The organism is Rhodococcus sp. P4_F3_2, from assembly GCF_056401335.1.
Genome location: NZ_JBFUJN010000039.1, coordinates 20331 through 34000 on the forward strand (window position 1 = coordinate 20331; position 13670 = coordinate 34000).

Consider the following 13670-nt stretch of genomic DNA (forward strand, 5'->3'; position numbering starts at 1 on the left):
CAGGCACCTTTTCCGATTGCTGGATTTGGTGATACCCAACGATTCCGAGCAGAACCCAGAGGATCTGCATGTCAGCTCGCTACAATTCGGACATTCGTTCAGCGTCGGAATTGAGGGGCATGCATGATCTTTCGGAACTCGTTGCCAGCCGCGGTATCTCAGATGGGACCGCGAGACGCGGAGTTCGTCTACAACGAGTCCGGCGGACATCTGAGCCACATGGTCTGCGCCTACTTCTTCGACACTACGGGCCATCCGCTCGCAGAGATGACGCACGACGACGCGGTTCGGTGGATCACCGAAAGATTCGGGTACTGGCCACTGTTCACGAGTCGCCTCCAGCGAGTTCCGCTGGATCTGGACTATCCATATTGGGTCCCGGCCGATTTCGACGTCGATGATCACGTGCACGTCCATCGTGCCCCTGTTGCCGGGTGGGCGCCGGTTCGTGAATTGCTCGGGCGCTCGCTCGGGGAGCCGATGGACCTGTCCCGGCCGCCCTGGGAGTTGCACGTCATGACCGGAGTGCACGGGATCGACGAGCTGCCGGGCAATCTGACGCTGATCATGCTCAAGACCCACCACGGAGCCGGTGACGGTCTGGCGATCCGCGATCTGACCAACCTTCTGTTCTCCGGTCCGCCGAAGCCGGAGACGAAGCGTGCCGGTTCGGGGCTTTCGTCGCTGGATTTGATCGGGCGCACGGTCGTCGGTTTGCCCGGCCAGGCGATCCGCTTCGGCCGGGGTCTGTCCGTGACAAAGGTTGCGGCCGAGACGGTTCGGGAGGCGGAAGAGGCCGGAGAGCTACCTACGTACTCGGCCGACCGCCTACCGACCCGATTCAACGGCGTGTTGGGCGGAGACATCACGATCGATTTCCTGACGCTGGACGGCCTAGACATCAAGGCGATCCGAGCGGCCGTTCCGGGCGTGACGGTCAACGACATCTTCCTGACCGTCGTCGCCGGTGCTCTCGACGCATACCTGTCGGAGAAGGGCGAGAAATCGGCCAGTGGGTTGGCGGCGATGGTTCCCCGATCGATGCGGAAGATAGCCGAATGGGAGTCGGCCAACCAACTGGCGCTGTTGACGGTCGATCTGCACACAGACGTCGAAGATCCGGTCGAGCGGCTGACACGAATCAGAGATTCGGCGCTGAGGGCCAAAGGGCGGAGTTCACACCCAGCCGTCCGTCGTTACGGCACGCGCATCGAAACCTCGCCTGCGGCTCTGCTCAGACTCACCGGTCTCTCGCGTCGGCTCAACAAGCTGGACCCTTCGCACAAGGTCATTCAGAACACGACGATCAGCAATGTCCCGGTATCGGTCGACGGCAATGTCTTCGAAGGTGCGCCGGCGGTGGCAGTTCTCGGCGGGCAGGCGCCGGTCGACGGAGACATTCTGCGCCACTTCCTCATTGCCGCGCGTGGAGGTTCTCTGACGCTCAATGTCATCGTCTCGCGAGAGACGATGCCGGATATCGAGCACTACGTCGAACTATTGAGGGTTGGGTTCACGGCGCTTCTGCAGGCAGTTTCCGACCAAAATCGTGAGTTCGTCGAACGATAATCTCTCGACACCCTCAGCTTTACGCCGCCCGTCGTCCCCGAGTTTTCTGAACATCTTGGTTGGGCAGCGTCAGTGGCCTGGCCGTCAAGGGTCTCGAGGCCCTCGCTGCGCTCAGCGGTGGAGAGTTGAAGGCCGCCAAGTAGATTGTTGATTTCGGGCCTGCTCGTGTTGGCGCGTAGGCCCCGAAATACCTTTTGTCGCCGCGTAATTCTCGCCATGTCAATTGCCGGAAATCTCAACCTAACGGCATGAGCATCCAGGCGGCGAGATATACCAAAGCCGCGGTTCCACCCGTGCAAATAGCGGCGATAACCGCGAGTAGACGGACAAGATTTACGTCGGCGCCGAAGTAATCTGCAATTCCGCCGCACACTCCGGCGAACATTTTCTTGTCGTTGGAACGGGTGAAGGGGCGAGGTGTGTTGCTTTCGAATGTCATGCTTCAATTCTGAAGCGAGATGGCGCCGCGCACCATCGGGGACGACCCCCATCTGCACCCTGATCTTTTGAGGCCGCCGTGTCATACCCCGGTAGTTCATCCCAGCTTCACCGAACAGTTGCTGCGGGAGACTAACTTGTCGGCGGTGACCGATTTAGCAGAACGCCGACCGTTTCTCAGCGCCTTCGCGGATCTCTCGACCGCCGTCGATCTGGCCGACACCGCCGCCTTCACCGTCGACGACAATGACGACGACGATCCGGTGCTGCTGACGTCGCCGGACGGTTTCGAGGTCGACACCTGGCGGGAGGGCTACCCGTACGACGCACGGATGCCTCGGGACGAGTACGAAATGTCCAAGCGTCTGCTGCAGATCGAACTCCTCAAGCTGCAGAACTGGTCGAAAGAAACCGGCGCACGGCACGCCATAGTGTTCGAAGGACGCGACGCCGCCGGCAAGGGCGGAACGATCAAACGATTCATGGAGCACCTCAATCCTCGCGGCGCACGGGTCGTCGCATTGGAGAAGCCGTCGGCTCGCGAGTCGACGCAGTGGTACTTCCAGCGCTACGTGCAGCACCTTCCCGCAGCCGGGGAACTGGTGATGTTCGATCGGTCTTGGTACAACCGGGCCGGGGTCGAGCGGGTCATGGGCTTCTGCACCGACGAGGAGCACGAGCGTTTTCTGCGCCAGGTGCCGTTGTTCGAGCAGATGCTCGTCGACGACGGCATCAGCTTGATCAAGTTCTGGTTCTCGGTTTCACCGCTGGAGCAGCGCACGCGGTTCGCGATCAGACAGGTCGATCCCGTTCGGCAGTGGAAGCTTTCGCCGATGGACATCGCTTCTCTGGACAAGTGGGATGCGTACACGGCGGCGAAGGAAGAGATGATTCGGTTCACCGATACCGACACCGCTCCGTGGACCGTCATCAAGAGCAATGACAAGAAACGCGCGCGGATAAACGCGATGCGTCACGTGCTCAGTCAGTTCGATTACGACAACAAGGATTACGAGATCGTGGGTACTCCGGATCCGCTGATCGTGGGAAGCCTCGAATAGTCGGCGCGTGGGCTCTGCCCATCCGCGGCGTGGGTGGTTAGTGTGAGTTGAATGGAGACCGTACCGATCCAACTCCCCGACGGCACCGTGACCCCGATCCGTCTGTTTCCCGGACCGAACGACGACGCACCCGTGGTGGTGATGTTGCCCGGGCTCGGAGTTCCCGCCGGGTTCTACGATCCGGTGGCGCAGGCCCTGGTCGAAGCCGGCTTCAATGCGGCCATCGGTGAACTGCGTGGCCAAGGTGACAGCAAACCGCGCCCGAGCGCGTCGAGTGTTTTCGGATATCAGGAACTGGTCTCGATCGATTGTCCGGCGACGTTCGAGGTGGTGCGTGAGCGGTTTCCGGCCAGCACACCATTTCTGATGGGGCACAGCATGGGCGGCCAGATCGGGGTCATGTACGCGTCCAGGATTCGGGGCCGGCTCGGCGGACTGATCCTGGTTGCCTCCGGATCGCCGTATCACCGCGGATTCCCCGGAATCCGTGCGCCCGGACTCTATCTGGGTTCGTCCGCGATGTCGGTGACAGCCAACATCGCCGGCTTCTGGCCTGGAGACCGGGTCAACGTCGGCGGCTTCGGTCGACAGTCGAAAGTACTGATCACCGATTGGGCCCGGTTCGCCAGGACCGGTCGCATGGAACCCGTCGGTGCGGATATCGACTACGAGGAGCGGATCGCTCGCCTGACCTTGCCGGTTCTGTCGATCACGATCGAAGGGGACGATCTCGCTCCACGCCGGTCGGCAAAGAACCTGGTGGACAAGCTCTCCGGGGCCCAAGTGACGATGACGCACATCGGCGAACCACTCGGTCACAACGGTTGGATACGCAATCCCACCGCTGTGAGCGAGCGCGTCGTCGCGTGGTTGCGCGACCGCTGAAAGATCAGCCGAGTTTCTGCCAGAGGAACTCGTAGGTCAGCGCAGTTTTGAAGGCCAGCTGAGCATTGTCCGCGGCGCCGCCGTGGCCACCCTCGATGTTCTCGAAATACAGCACCGGCTTGCCCAGCTCTTCCAGCCGTGCGGCCATCTTGCGGGCATGCGCGGGGTGGACGCGGTCGTCGCGGGTGGACGTCGCGATCAGGATCGGTGGGTACGACGCGGCGGCGTCGATGTTCTGATACGGCGAGTACTCCGAGATGAATGCCCACTCCTCCGGGACATCGGGGTCACCGTATTCGGCCATCCACGAAGCGCCGGCCAGGAGGAGATGGAATCGGCGCATGTCCAGCAGCGGGACCTGGCAGACGATGGCGCCGAAGAGTTCGGGGTACTTGGTCAGCATGATGCCCATCAGCAGGCCGCCGTTGCTTCCGCCCTGAGCTGCCAGAAGATCCGGGGTCGTGATTCCGCGATCGACGAGGTCTCTCGCGACGGCAGCGAAGTCTTCGTGCACCTTGTGGCGACCGGCCTTGAGAACTTGTGTGTGCCAACCGGGTCCGTACTCGCCGCCACCACGAATGTTCGCAACCACATAGGTGCCGCCCTGCGTCAGCCAGGCACGGCCCAGAGAACCGCTGTACGACGGTGTCAGCGAGATCTCGAATCCGCCGTACCCGTAGAGCAGGGTGGGGCCGGGCTCGTTACGCGGACTGCGCACCACGAAGTACGGAACTTGGGTGCCGTCGGCAGAGGTGGCGAAGAACTGCTCTGTGGTGATGCCCTCGGCATCGAAGAACGAGGGAGCCTGCTTGAGGGCAGTGGGTTCGGTTTCGCCGATCACGCCGTGCAAAAGAGTTGCAGGGGAGGTGTATCCACTCGAGTTGACGAAGTATTCATTGCTGACATCGGGGTCGGTGTCGAGAATTTCGATACTGGTCAGTTCTGGGAGCCCTTCGAAAGGCCGGTCCTCCCAGCCGTTTTCGCCCGGCGTCAGGATTCGCAGCGTCGTGCGCACGTCGGTCAGGACCACCAGAATCAGATGATCGCGTGTCCAGGTGTAGTGCTCGAGCGACGAATGCGCGTCGGGTTCGAAGATCGATGTCAGTGCTCGTGAGCCGACAAGGAAATCGTCGTAACGGATGGCAAGCAGTGCGCCGGTCGGATATTCGGTGTCCTCGACGGCCCACACGGACTTGGTGCGGATCAACAACCACTCGTGGTGAATCGAGATCCCGGCGTCCTCGGGGACGTCCACGAGCACCAATTCACCGTCGGGGCGAACTTCGAAATGCTGAGAGTTGTAGAAATCGACCGAGCGAGTGACGAAGTCTCGTTCGAACCCGGGCGTCGGATCGTGCGAAGCCGAGATGGCCACGTCCGTGGCCTGGCCCTCGTAGACGGTCTCGGCGCTGGAGAGGGGAGTGCCGCGCTTCCACCGCTGGGCCAGACGGGGATATCCGGAATCGGTGAGCGACCCTGGTCCGATATCCGTTCCGACGTAGACGGTATCGATGTCGATCCAGTCGATGTCGGTCTTGGCCTCGGGAAGGTAGAAGCCGGGATTCTCGCCCTCGGGAGCGAGGAACTCGCGCTTGTCGATGTCGAACTCGCGAACGACCGCCGCGTCTGCCCCGCCGCGGGAGAGGCTGATCAATGCACGGTTGCGGTGTGGCCGTAGAAGTTGCGTGCCCTTCCAGACCCAGTTCTCGCCCTCGGCCTCGGCCAGGGCGTCGAGGTCGACGAGGACGTCCCATTCCGGGTCGTCGGTGACGTACTGATCGAACGTCGTGCGTCGCCACAATCCGCGAACGTGGGTGCTGTCGCGCCAGAAGTTGTAGAGGAACTCACCTCGACGGCGGACGTAGGGAATTCGTGCGTCGGTATCGAGGATCTCGCGCACGTCGCTCTGCAGTCGATCGAAGCGCTCGTTGTCGGTGAGCTGCTCCTCGGTCACGGCATTGTGCTGACGGACCCAATCGAGTGCAGACTCACCGGTCACGTCTTCGAGCCAGAGGTAGGGGTCGTCGCCGGTGATGGGCTGCTGATCGGAAGTCATGCGTCCATTCTTACTGCTCGCTCCCGACAGCACTCGACCCCGCTCCCGAAACACTGGAGCGGGGTCGAGTGAGAACGAATCGGGTCAGACGCCCAGGGAGTGAGCGAGCATCGGCCAGGAGTTGTGGAGATCGTCCTGCCAGTAGCCCCACGAGTGGGTGCCGGTCGGCTTGAAGTCGAAGGTGGCCGGGATCTTCAGGTCGCTCAGGCGGTAGGCGAGGTTGTGGGTGCAGTAGTTGACCGCTGCCTCGATGACGCCGCCGACGATCGCCTGGTTGGCGAGCGCACCGACCTGACCGTTGATCGCGGGGTTGGCGAGAGTGTCGTGTGGGCCGGGGAGTCCGGAGCCGGTGGAGACGTAGAGCTCGGTGCCGCGGAGCTTCTCGGCGTTGAGGACCGGATCGTTGTCCTTCCAGCCCTGACCGTCGAGCGGGCCCCACATGTTGGTGATGTCAGCTCCGCCGCGGGTACCTGTGACAAGTTCGATCGCACTCTGACCGACGGGGGTGCTGGTCTCAGCGCATCCGCTGTACGCGCCGACGCCCTTGTAGAGGCCGGGAGCCGCGATGGCGAGGTTGAGGACCGAGGTCGCGGTCATGGAGATCGCGGAGATCGACTGGACCTTGTTGGTATTGAACTCGGCGTCGATGACGGGCGGGAGTTCCTGGGTCAGGAACGTCTGCCACTTCTGGCGACCGAGAACCGGATCGTCGTTCACCCAGTCGGTGTAGTAGCTGAATGCGCCTTCGAGTGGAGTGACGACGTTGACGTTCTTGTCCTGGAAGAAGTTCATGACGTCGGTCTTGCGTTGCCAGGTCGCCGAGTCTTCGCCGCCGCCTGCACCGTTGAGCAGGTAGAGCGTCGGGCGGGGTTCGCTGCCATCTGCTGGAAGGATGACCTCGAGCGGGATGTTGCGATCCATCGCCGGGGAGAAGACCGAGATGGTGACCTTGCGGTCGCCGGTCTTGGTGTTGCTCACGACGTGCGATCCGGACGTGTCACCGCCCGCAGAAGCTGTCGCCGGACTGATCAGCATCGGCAGCACCGTGGCCACTGCGAGAGCTGCGATCACACTGCCACGCTTGAAAATTCGAGCACGCATACGTTCGGATCCTCCACCTGAATGTCTTCGGATCCGGAACGGATCGAAGTGCCTGTGAGCCCTTACTGGAACAGGTTCACTTTTTGTTATGTGTCAGTAAAGCAGAGCGGGCGCAGAAAGTGACGCGATTCGATTGCCTGACAATTGAATTGGCCCCGGAATTAACCCCCGAATTAACCCCCGAATCGGCCCAGACAAGCACTCGACCCCGCTCCAGGAAGTGCAGGGAGCGGGGTCGAGTCGGAACGATTTCGGTCAGATGCCCATCGAACGAGCGAGCATCGGCCAGGAGTTGTGGAGATCGTCTTCCCAGTAGCCCCACGAGTGGGTGCCGGTCGGCTTGAAGTCGAAGGTGGCCGGGATCTTGAGATCGTTGAGGCGGTAGGCGAGGTTGTGGGTGCAGTAGTTGACTGCTGCCTCGATGACGCCGCCGACGATCACCTGGTTGGCGAGTGTGCCGACCTGTCCGTTGATCGCCTCGTTGTTCAGGGTGTCGTGCGGGCCGGGGAGTCCGGAGCCGGTGGAGATGAAGAGCTCGGTGCCGCGGAGCTTCTCGGCGTTGACGACGGGGTCGTTGTCGATCCAGCCCTGGCCGTCGAGGGGGCCCCACATGTTGGTCACGTCAGCGTCGCCGCGCATGCCCACAACCAGTTCGATGGAGGACTGGCCGACCGGTGTGCTGGTCTCGGCGCATCCGCTGTATGCACCGACACCTTTGTAGAGGCCCGGAGCTGCGATGGCGAGGTTGAGGACCGAGGTCGCGGTCATCGAGATCGCGGAGATCGACTGGACGCCGTTGGTGTTGAACTCGGCGTCGATGACGGGCGGGAGTTCCTGGGTCAGGAACGTCTGCCACTTCTGACGGCCGAGGGACGGGTCGTCGTTCACCCAGTCGGTGTAGTAGCTGAATGCACCTTCGAGCGGGGTGACGACGTTGACGTTCTTGTCAGCGAAGAACTCGTTGACGTCGGTCTGACGCTGCCACGTCGCCCGGTCTTCGCCGCCGCCTGCACCGTTGAGCAGGTAGAGCGTCGGGCGGGGTTCGCTGCCGTCTGCTGGGAGGATGACCTCGAGCGGAATGTCGCGTCCCATGGAAGGTGAGTACACCTTGATGGTGGCGATGCGCCCGTTGTCCGTGCGGCTCGAGAGCTTGGAACCCGTTGTGTTTGCCTTGGCAACAGTTGCCGTGGTGGTCGACGGATCTCCGCCTGCGGACGACACTGCAGGGCTGATCAGCATCGGCAGCACGGATACTGCGGCTACAGCGGCGACCAGACGGCCACGCTTGAAAGTGCGAGCACGCATACGTTCAGAAACCTCCACCTAAAATTCCTTCGAATCCGCCCAGGAGTGAACGGTCCTTTGTTGCTGTTCCCGTGCGGGAATTCATGCTGGGTACATGCTCTGTCGATAGGTACAGGGCGTGTGAGTCTTGTAAGTTCTACCGCATCGGTGCGTTATCCGCCAGTGAACCAGAGATTTGCTGAACGTACGACCAGTTTCAGGTGAATTTCCCTGATCATCGACGGGATTAGTGAGTGAACCGGACATATCCACTATGGGAACAACATTGTTGCCTACCTCTGCAGTCGAACGCGTCTGTCGAAGATCTTCTCCGATATCAGCGCCCAGCGGGGAGTTACGTTTCGGTGAACGTCGGTTACTCGCCGCAGACTCGCGCGGACTCGACGGCAATCGCCAAGAGTTTCGCGTGGCAGGCGCGGGTCGAGTTCCCGGAGATAACCCCTGTCTTCACCGTCGACGGCGTCGTCGAGATTCAGGAGTCCGGCGGAATCGCCCTGGCCTTCGACCTGGAGGACTCGAATCCGCTGGAGGGAGACCTGGCCAACGTCTCGTACTTCTACGACCTCGGAGTCCGCTCGATGTTGCCGACGTATAACTACATGAACGCTGCCGGCTGCGGCTGCTTGGACCTGGCGGACACGGGGTTGAGTGGATACGGCCGTGACCTGGTTGCCGAGATGAATCGCGTCGGAATCACGGTCGACGGCTCACATTGTTCGGTACAGACGGGGTTGGACATCTCAGCTATCACCCAGCGAGCAATGATCTACAGCCACTCGAACCTCCGAAGGTTGTGGGAGCATCCGCGCAACATCACCGACGATCAGGCCAGAGCGTGTGCGGAGACCGGCGGCGTCATCGGGATCAACGGCGTGGGCATATTCCTCGGCGTCAACGGACCGGATGACGACCAGGCTCGGCTGTCCGCGATGGCCGACCACATCGAAGAGGCTGTGGGACTCGTCGGCATCGATCACGTCGGGATCGGCTCCGACTTCTCCTTCGACGCCGACGACTTCCGCGAAGAGATCGAGCAGAACCCGTCGTCGTTCTCCGAGGCGTACACCGCGTGGGGGCCACTGCAGTGGACTCCTCCGGAGGACGTGCTGACACTTGATCAGGTATTGCGTGAGCGGGGCTTCGACGAGCCGTCGATCGAGGCCGTGTACGGCGGAAATTTCGCCCGAGTTGCCCGAGAAGTGTGGGCTACCGACGGGTAATGCGACCATCTGGGGACAGCGAAACGATGCAGGACTACCCTGGTGAATCGTGACCTCACACTATGACGTCGTTGTCCTCGGAGCCGGCCCCGGTGGGTACGTCGCTGCTATCCGCGCGGCACAACTGGGCCTGAGCACCGCCATCATCGAGCAGAAGTACTGGGGCGGTGTATGCCTGAATGTCGGCTGCATTCCGTCCAAGGCGCTTCTCCGTAACGCCGAACTCGCGCACATCTTCACGAAAGAAGCGAAGACGTTCGGCATGTCCGGAGACGTGTCCTTCGATTTCGGCTCCGCTTTCGATCGCAGCCGCAAGGTCGCGGACGGGCGAGTCAAGGGCATTCACTTCTTGATGAAGAAGAACAAGATCCCGGAGTACGACGGCAAGGGCACGTTCGTCGACGCCAACACCATCAGCGTGGAGCTGAGCAAGGGTGGCACCGAGACGATCACGTTCGACAACGCGATCATCGCGACCGGTTCGTACACCAAGCTGCTGCCCGGCACCTCGCTGAGCGAGAACGTCGTGACCTACGAAGAGCAGATCCTCACCCGTGACCTTCCGGGTTCGATCCTGATCGTCGGTGCCGGCGCGATCGGCATGGAGTTCGGTTACGTCCTCAAGAACTACGGCGTCGACGTCACGATCGTCGAGTTCCTCGATCGGGCACTGCCCAACGAGGACGCCGACGTCTCGAAGGAAATCGCCAAGCAGTACAAGAAGCTCGGCGTCACCATCAAGACCGGTGCCGCTGTGCAGTCCATCAGCGACGACGGCAGCAAGGTCACCGTCTCGATCAAGGACAACAAGTCCGGCGAGATCGAGACCGTGGTCGTCGACAAGGTTCTGCAGTCCGTCGGCTTCGCACCGCGTGTGGAGGGCTTCGGTCTCGAGAACACCGGTGTCGCGTTGACCGATCGCGGCGCCATCGCGATCGACGACTACATGCGCACCAACGTCCCGCACATCTTCGCCATCGGTGACGTCACCGCCAAGCTGCAGCTCGCGCACGTCGCAGAAGCTCAGGCTGTCGTCGCTGCCGAGACCATCGGCGGCGCGGAGACGCAGACACTCGGTGACTACCGGATGATGCCGCGTGCGACGTTCTGCCAGCCGCAGGTCGCCTCGTTCGGTTTGACCGAGGAGCAGGCCAAGGCCGAGGGCTACGACGTCAAGGTCGCGAACTTCCCGTTCGCTGCCAACGGCAAGGCACACGGTCTCGGTGACCCGACCGGTTTCGTCAAGCTGATCGCCGACAAGAAGTACGGCGAACTGCTCGGCGGTCACCTCATCGGACCGGACGTTTCGGAACTGCTGCCTGAGCTGACCTTGGCTCAGAAGTGGGACCTCACGGTCAACGAGTTGGCACGCAACGTCCACACCCACCCCACACTCAGTGAGGCACTGCAGGAAGCGATCCACGGCCTCGCCGGCCACATGATCAACTTCTGACGGCAGGGCCTTCGGCCCCGTGCGCCTTTTCGGTAGTTCGCACTACCGGAAAGGCACACGGGGTTTTTCGTCTTTTGTGTCGAGTTGTGTTGCGAAACCGCCATCTGAGGCCTTCGAGTCGGGGTGTAGGCGCGCAACGCATTAGCGTCCCGAGTCGACCATCCGGCTTTCGAAGGACCACTCATGAAAACTCGTTCCGTACTGCTCGCGGCTTGCGTCGCGCTGACGCTCTCCGCCTGTGGAACCTCAGGTGACTCCGGATCGGACACCGAAGCTTCGGGTGCCGCCGAGGCGGGGGCGTTCCCCGTGACCGTCGACCACGCCTACGGTTCGACGACGATCGACGCGGAGCCTATGCGCATCGTGACCATCGGATGGAGTGGCCAGGATGCGGTGATCGCGCTGAACAAGGTTCCGGTCGCCATGGAGAGCTTCTCCGGCGACGGCATCGAGAACAACATCCTGCCCTGGGACGCTTCGCGTCTGAACGGTGCCAAGCCCGTTCTCATGACGACCAATCCCGATATCCCGTTCGAGCAGATCCTCGGGCTCGATCCCGACGTGATCCTCGCCGTCTACTCCGGCATCGACGAGGGCGAGTACAAGCGTCTCAGTGACATCGCGCCGACCGTCGCGTTCCCCGACCAGCCGTGGGATACGGCGTGGGACAAGCAGATGAGCATGATCGGTGCAGCGCTCGGACAGCCGGAGCAGGCTCAGACGCTGATCGACGAGACCGGGGCGTACTTCGAGAAGCAGGCCGCTGATCACCCACAGTTCCAGGGCAAAACCGCAACGTATGCAATGCGCACCGACGAGGGCCTGATCGTCTTCTGCGGCACCGACCCGCGGATCCGTCTTCTCGGCCAGCTCGGGGTGAAGACCTCGCCCGGTGTCGACGCAGTGTGCACTTCCGGCGACAGTTCGGTGTCCGTGGGCATGGAATCCATCGACACACTCGACGCCGACGTCTTCATTCTCGTCGACGCCGACGGCACCAACCTGGACAAGCTGATGTCCTTCGGTCCGTTCGCGAACATGACCTCGGTGTCGAACGGCCGTCTGGTTCGTCTGGTCGGAATGGACTACGCGATGGCTACGTCCGCTCCGACGGTGCTGAGCGTTCCCTACGCATTCGACGAGTTCATCGCTCAGCTTTCGGACAAGTTGAGCTGATTCCGAGCGTCGTACGACGCTTGTGACGCAACGATTTTCGGCACCTGCGACTCGAGTAGTTCGATCAGGGCCGTGATCTTTGCGGCGACGTCGGCGCCGAGTTCGGTCAGGCTGTATTCCACTTTGGGCGGGATGGTTTCGAGTACCTCACGGTGCACGAGGCCATCCCGCTCGAGTGCTTGCAGGGTCTGCGAGAGCATGCGCTCGCTGACTCCGTCGACGCGTCGGCGCAGGGCACTGAACCGGTACGGGCCCTCGTTCAATGCCGCCAGCGCGAGTGCGCCCCAGCGTCCGGTTGCATTCTGCAATGCCGCCCGAGAGTTGCACCCGCGAGCGAAGACGTCAGCCTCGAGCGTCGGGTCCACGACGTCGGCATTCGGATCAGGGGTCTGGGCAGCACGTGAAGGTGAGTCGGTGCTGGTCATGAACCCAGGCTACTACTGCACGATCCCATAGCGCTAACTCGACGTGTTGCACTTACGAAAAATAAGTGCATGATGGTTGCAGAACGCATTTACGCTTCAACCTGGATCGGGAGTTCGCATGAGCATTGCAGTCACCGGCGCAACCGGAAACCTCGGACAACTGGTAGTCGAGTCGTTGATCGAGCGGGGAACCGCCGCGTCCGACATCGTCGCAGTCGTCCGCAATCCACAGAAGGCGGAAAGCCTCGCCGCCCGCGGAGTAGTTGTACGTCAAGCGGACTATGCGGCTGCCTCGGCGTTGGAAACCGCATTGGCGGGCGTCGAAAAGCTGGTGCTGATCTCGGGAAGTGAAGTGGGGTCACGGCTCGCGCAACACACCAACATCATCGACGCGGCGAAGGCTGCCGGCGTCGGATTCATCGCCTACACGAGCATCTTGAATGCTCAGGACACGCCGATGAAGCTTGCTGCCGAGCACAAGGCGACCGAGGACGTGCTCACTCGGAGCGGTATTCCGTTCGCGCTGTTGCGCAACGGTTGGTACTGGGAGAACTTCACCAACGACCTGGCCGGTGTGATCGAACGCGGCGCACTGGTCGGTGCGGGAGCGGAAGGCAAGATCGCGGCTGCGGCGCGTGCGGATTACGCCGACGCCGCAGCAGTAGTCGCGACCACCGATGGTCACGAAGGTGCAGTGTACGAGTTGGGCGGTGACGAGAGGCTCACCTACGCCGAATTGGCCGAGAAGATCGGCGAGTTTGCCGGCAAGCCTGTCGCGTACCAGTTCGTGAGCGAGGACGCATACAAGGGGATTCTCGAGAGCGTCGGCCTGCCTGCCCCGGTCGCAGAGATTCTCGCGGATTCCGATGCTGCAATTGCCAAGGGGGCGTTGGACACCGAGTCTGGTGACCTGCAGAAGTTGATCGGCCGCAGCAGCGCTCCGGTGGCTGAGGTGTTGAAGAAGGCCTGACCTGCTGTGGG

General features: G+C 62.0%; 12 protein-coding genes. 7 read left to right on the forward strand and 5 right to left on the reverse strand.

Annotation, left to right across the window (positions count from 1 at the left end; all coding sequences use genetic code 11):
• Positions 1-123: 123 nt before the first annotated feature.
• Positions 124-1569, forward strand: a complete 1446-nt coding sequence (locus AC1DWA_RS28450) for a wax ester/triacylglycerol synthase domain-containing protein (protein ID WP_031333030.1) — start codon at positions 124-126, stop codon at positions 1567-1569.
• 235 nt (positions 1570-1804) lie between these two features.
• On the opposite strand, the gene AC1DWA_RS28455 is transcribed toward AC1DWA_RS28450, so the two are convergent.
• The gene (locus AC1DWA_RS28455; RefSeq protein WP_003941534.1) at positions 1805-2008 is read right to left on the reverse strand and encodes a PspC domain-containing protein; all 204 of its coding nucleotides are present in this window, start codon (positions 2006-2008) and stop codon (positions 1805-1807) included.
• A 145-nt stretch (positions 2009-2153) separates the two neighbouring features.
• Here AC1DWA_RS28455 and ppk2 point away from each other — a divergent pair, with 145 nt between their 5' ends.
• Both ppk2 and AC1DWA_RS28465 read left to right on the forward strand, forming a co-directional pair.
• The gene (gene ppk2 / locus AC1DWA_RS28460) at positions 2154-3068 is read left to right on the forward strand and encodes a polyphosphate kinase 2 (protein WP_024487730.1); all 915 of its coding nucleotides are present in this window, start codon (positions 2154-2156) and stop codon (positions 3066-3068) included.
• A gap of 51 nt (positions 3069-3119) precedes the next feature.
• Positions 3120-3953, forward strand: coding sequence for an alpha/beta hydrolase family protein (locus AC1DWA_RS28465; protein ID WP_142006113.1), 834 nt, complete (start codon positions 3120-3122; stop codon positions 3951-3953).
• Between the two features lie 4 nt (positions 3954-3957).
• Here the strand turns inward: AC1DWA_RS28465 and AC1DWA_RS28470 are convergent, their stop codons facing one another.
• From AC1DWA_RS28470 to AC1DWA_RS28480, 3 genes are all read right to left on the reverse strand, one after another.
• Positions 3958-6009 carry a prolyl oligopeptidase family serine peptidase gene (locus tag AC1DWA_RS28470; RefSeq protein ID WP_477847256.1) on the reverse strand — a complete coding sequence of 684 codons (2052 nt, stop codon included), beginning with the start codon at positions 6007-6009 and terminating at the stop codon, positions 3958-3960.
• An 84-nt stretch (positions 6010-6093) separates the two neighbouring features.
• The gene (locus tag AC1DWA_RS28475) at positions 6094-7110 is read right to left on the reverse strand and encodes an alpha/beta hydrolase (protein WP_046378180.1); all 1017 of its coding nucleotides are present in this window, start codon (positions 7108-7110) and stop codon (positions 6094-6096) included.
• A 255-nt stretch (positions 7111-7365) separates the two neighbouring features.
• Positions 7366-8415, reverse strand: coding sequence for an alpha/beta hydrolase (locus tag AC1DWA_RS28480; RefSeq protein ID WP_021343370.1), 1050 nt, complete (start codon positions 8413-8415; stop codon positions 7366-7368).
• A gap of 233 nt (positions 8416-8648) precedes the next feature.
• Between AC1DWA_RS28480 and AC1DWA_RS28485 the strand changes: the two genes are divergently transcribed.
• The 3 genes from AC1DWA_RS28485 to AC1DWA_RS28495 all read left to right on the forward strand — a co-directional run bounded on the left by AC1DWA_RS28485 (position 8649) and on the right by AC1DWA_RS28495 (position 12264).
• Positions 8649-9635 (forward strand): dipeptidase, encoded by a 987-nt coding sequence (locus tag AC1DWA_RS28485; protein ID WP_477847258.1) that lies wholly within the window; start codon positions 8649-8651, stop codon positions 9633-9635.
• Positions 9636-9684: 49 nt separating this feature from the next.
• The gene (gene lpdA, locus AC1DWA_RS28490; RefSeq protein ID WP_003941477.1) at positions 9685-11088 is read left to right on the forward strand and encodes a dihydrolipoyl dehydrogenase; all 1404 of its coding nucleotides are present in this window, start codon (positions 9685-9687) and stop codon (positions 11086-11088) included.
• A 183-nt stretch (positions 11089-11271) separates the two neighbouring features.
• Positions 11272-12264, forward strand: coding sequence for an iron-siderophore ABC transporter substrate-binding protein (locus AC1DWA_RS28495; protein ID WP_019744462.1), 993 nt, complete (start codon positions 11272-11274; stop codon positions 12262-12264).
• Here AC1DWA_RS28495 and AC1DWA_RS28500 read toward each other — a convergent pair.
• Positions 12240-12689, reverse strand: coding sequence for a winged helix-turn-helix transcriptional regulator (locus AC1DWA_RS28500; RefSeq protein ID WP_477847261.1), 450 nt, complete (start codon positions 12687-12689; stop codon positions 12240-12242). The two genes, AC1DWA_RS28495 and AC1DWA_RS28500, sit on opposite strands and share 25 nt — an antisense overlap.
• A gap of 118 nt (positions 12690-12807) precedes the next feature.
• Between AC1DWA_RS28500 and AC1DWA_RS28505 the strand changes: the two genes are divergently transcribed.
• Positions 12808-13659, forward strand: coding sequence for an SDR family oxidoreductase (locus AC1DWA_RS28505; RefSeq protein WP_477847263.1), 852 nt, complete (start codon positions 12808-12810; stop codon positions 13657-13659).
• Positions 13660-13670 lie beyond the last annotated feature (11 nt).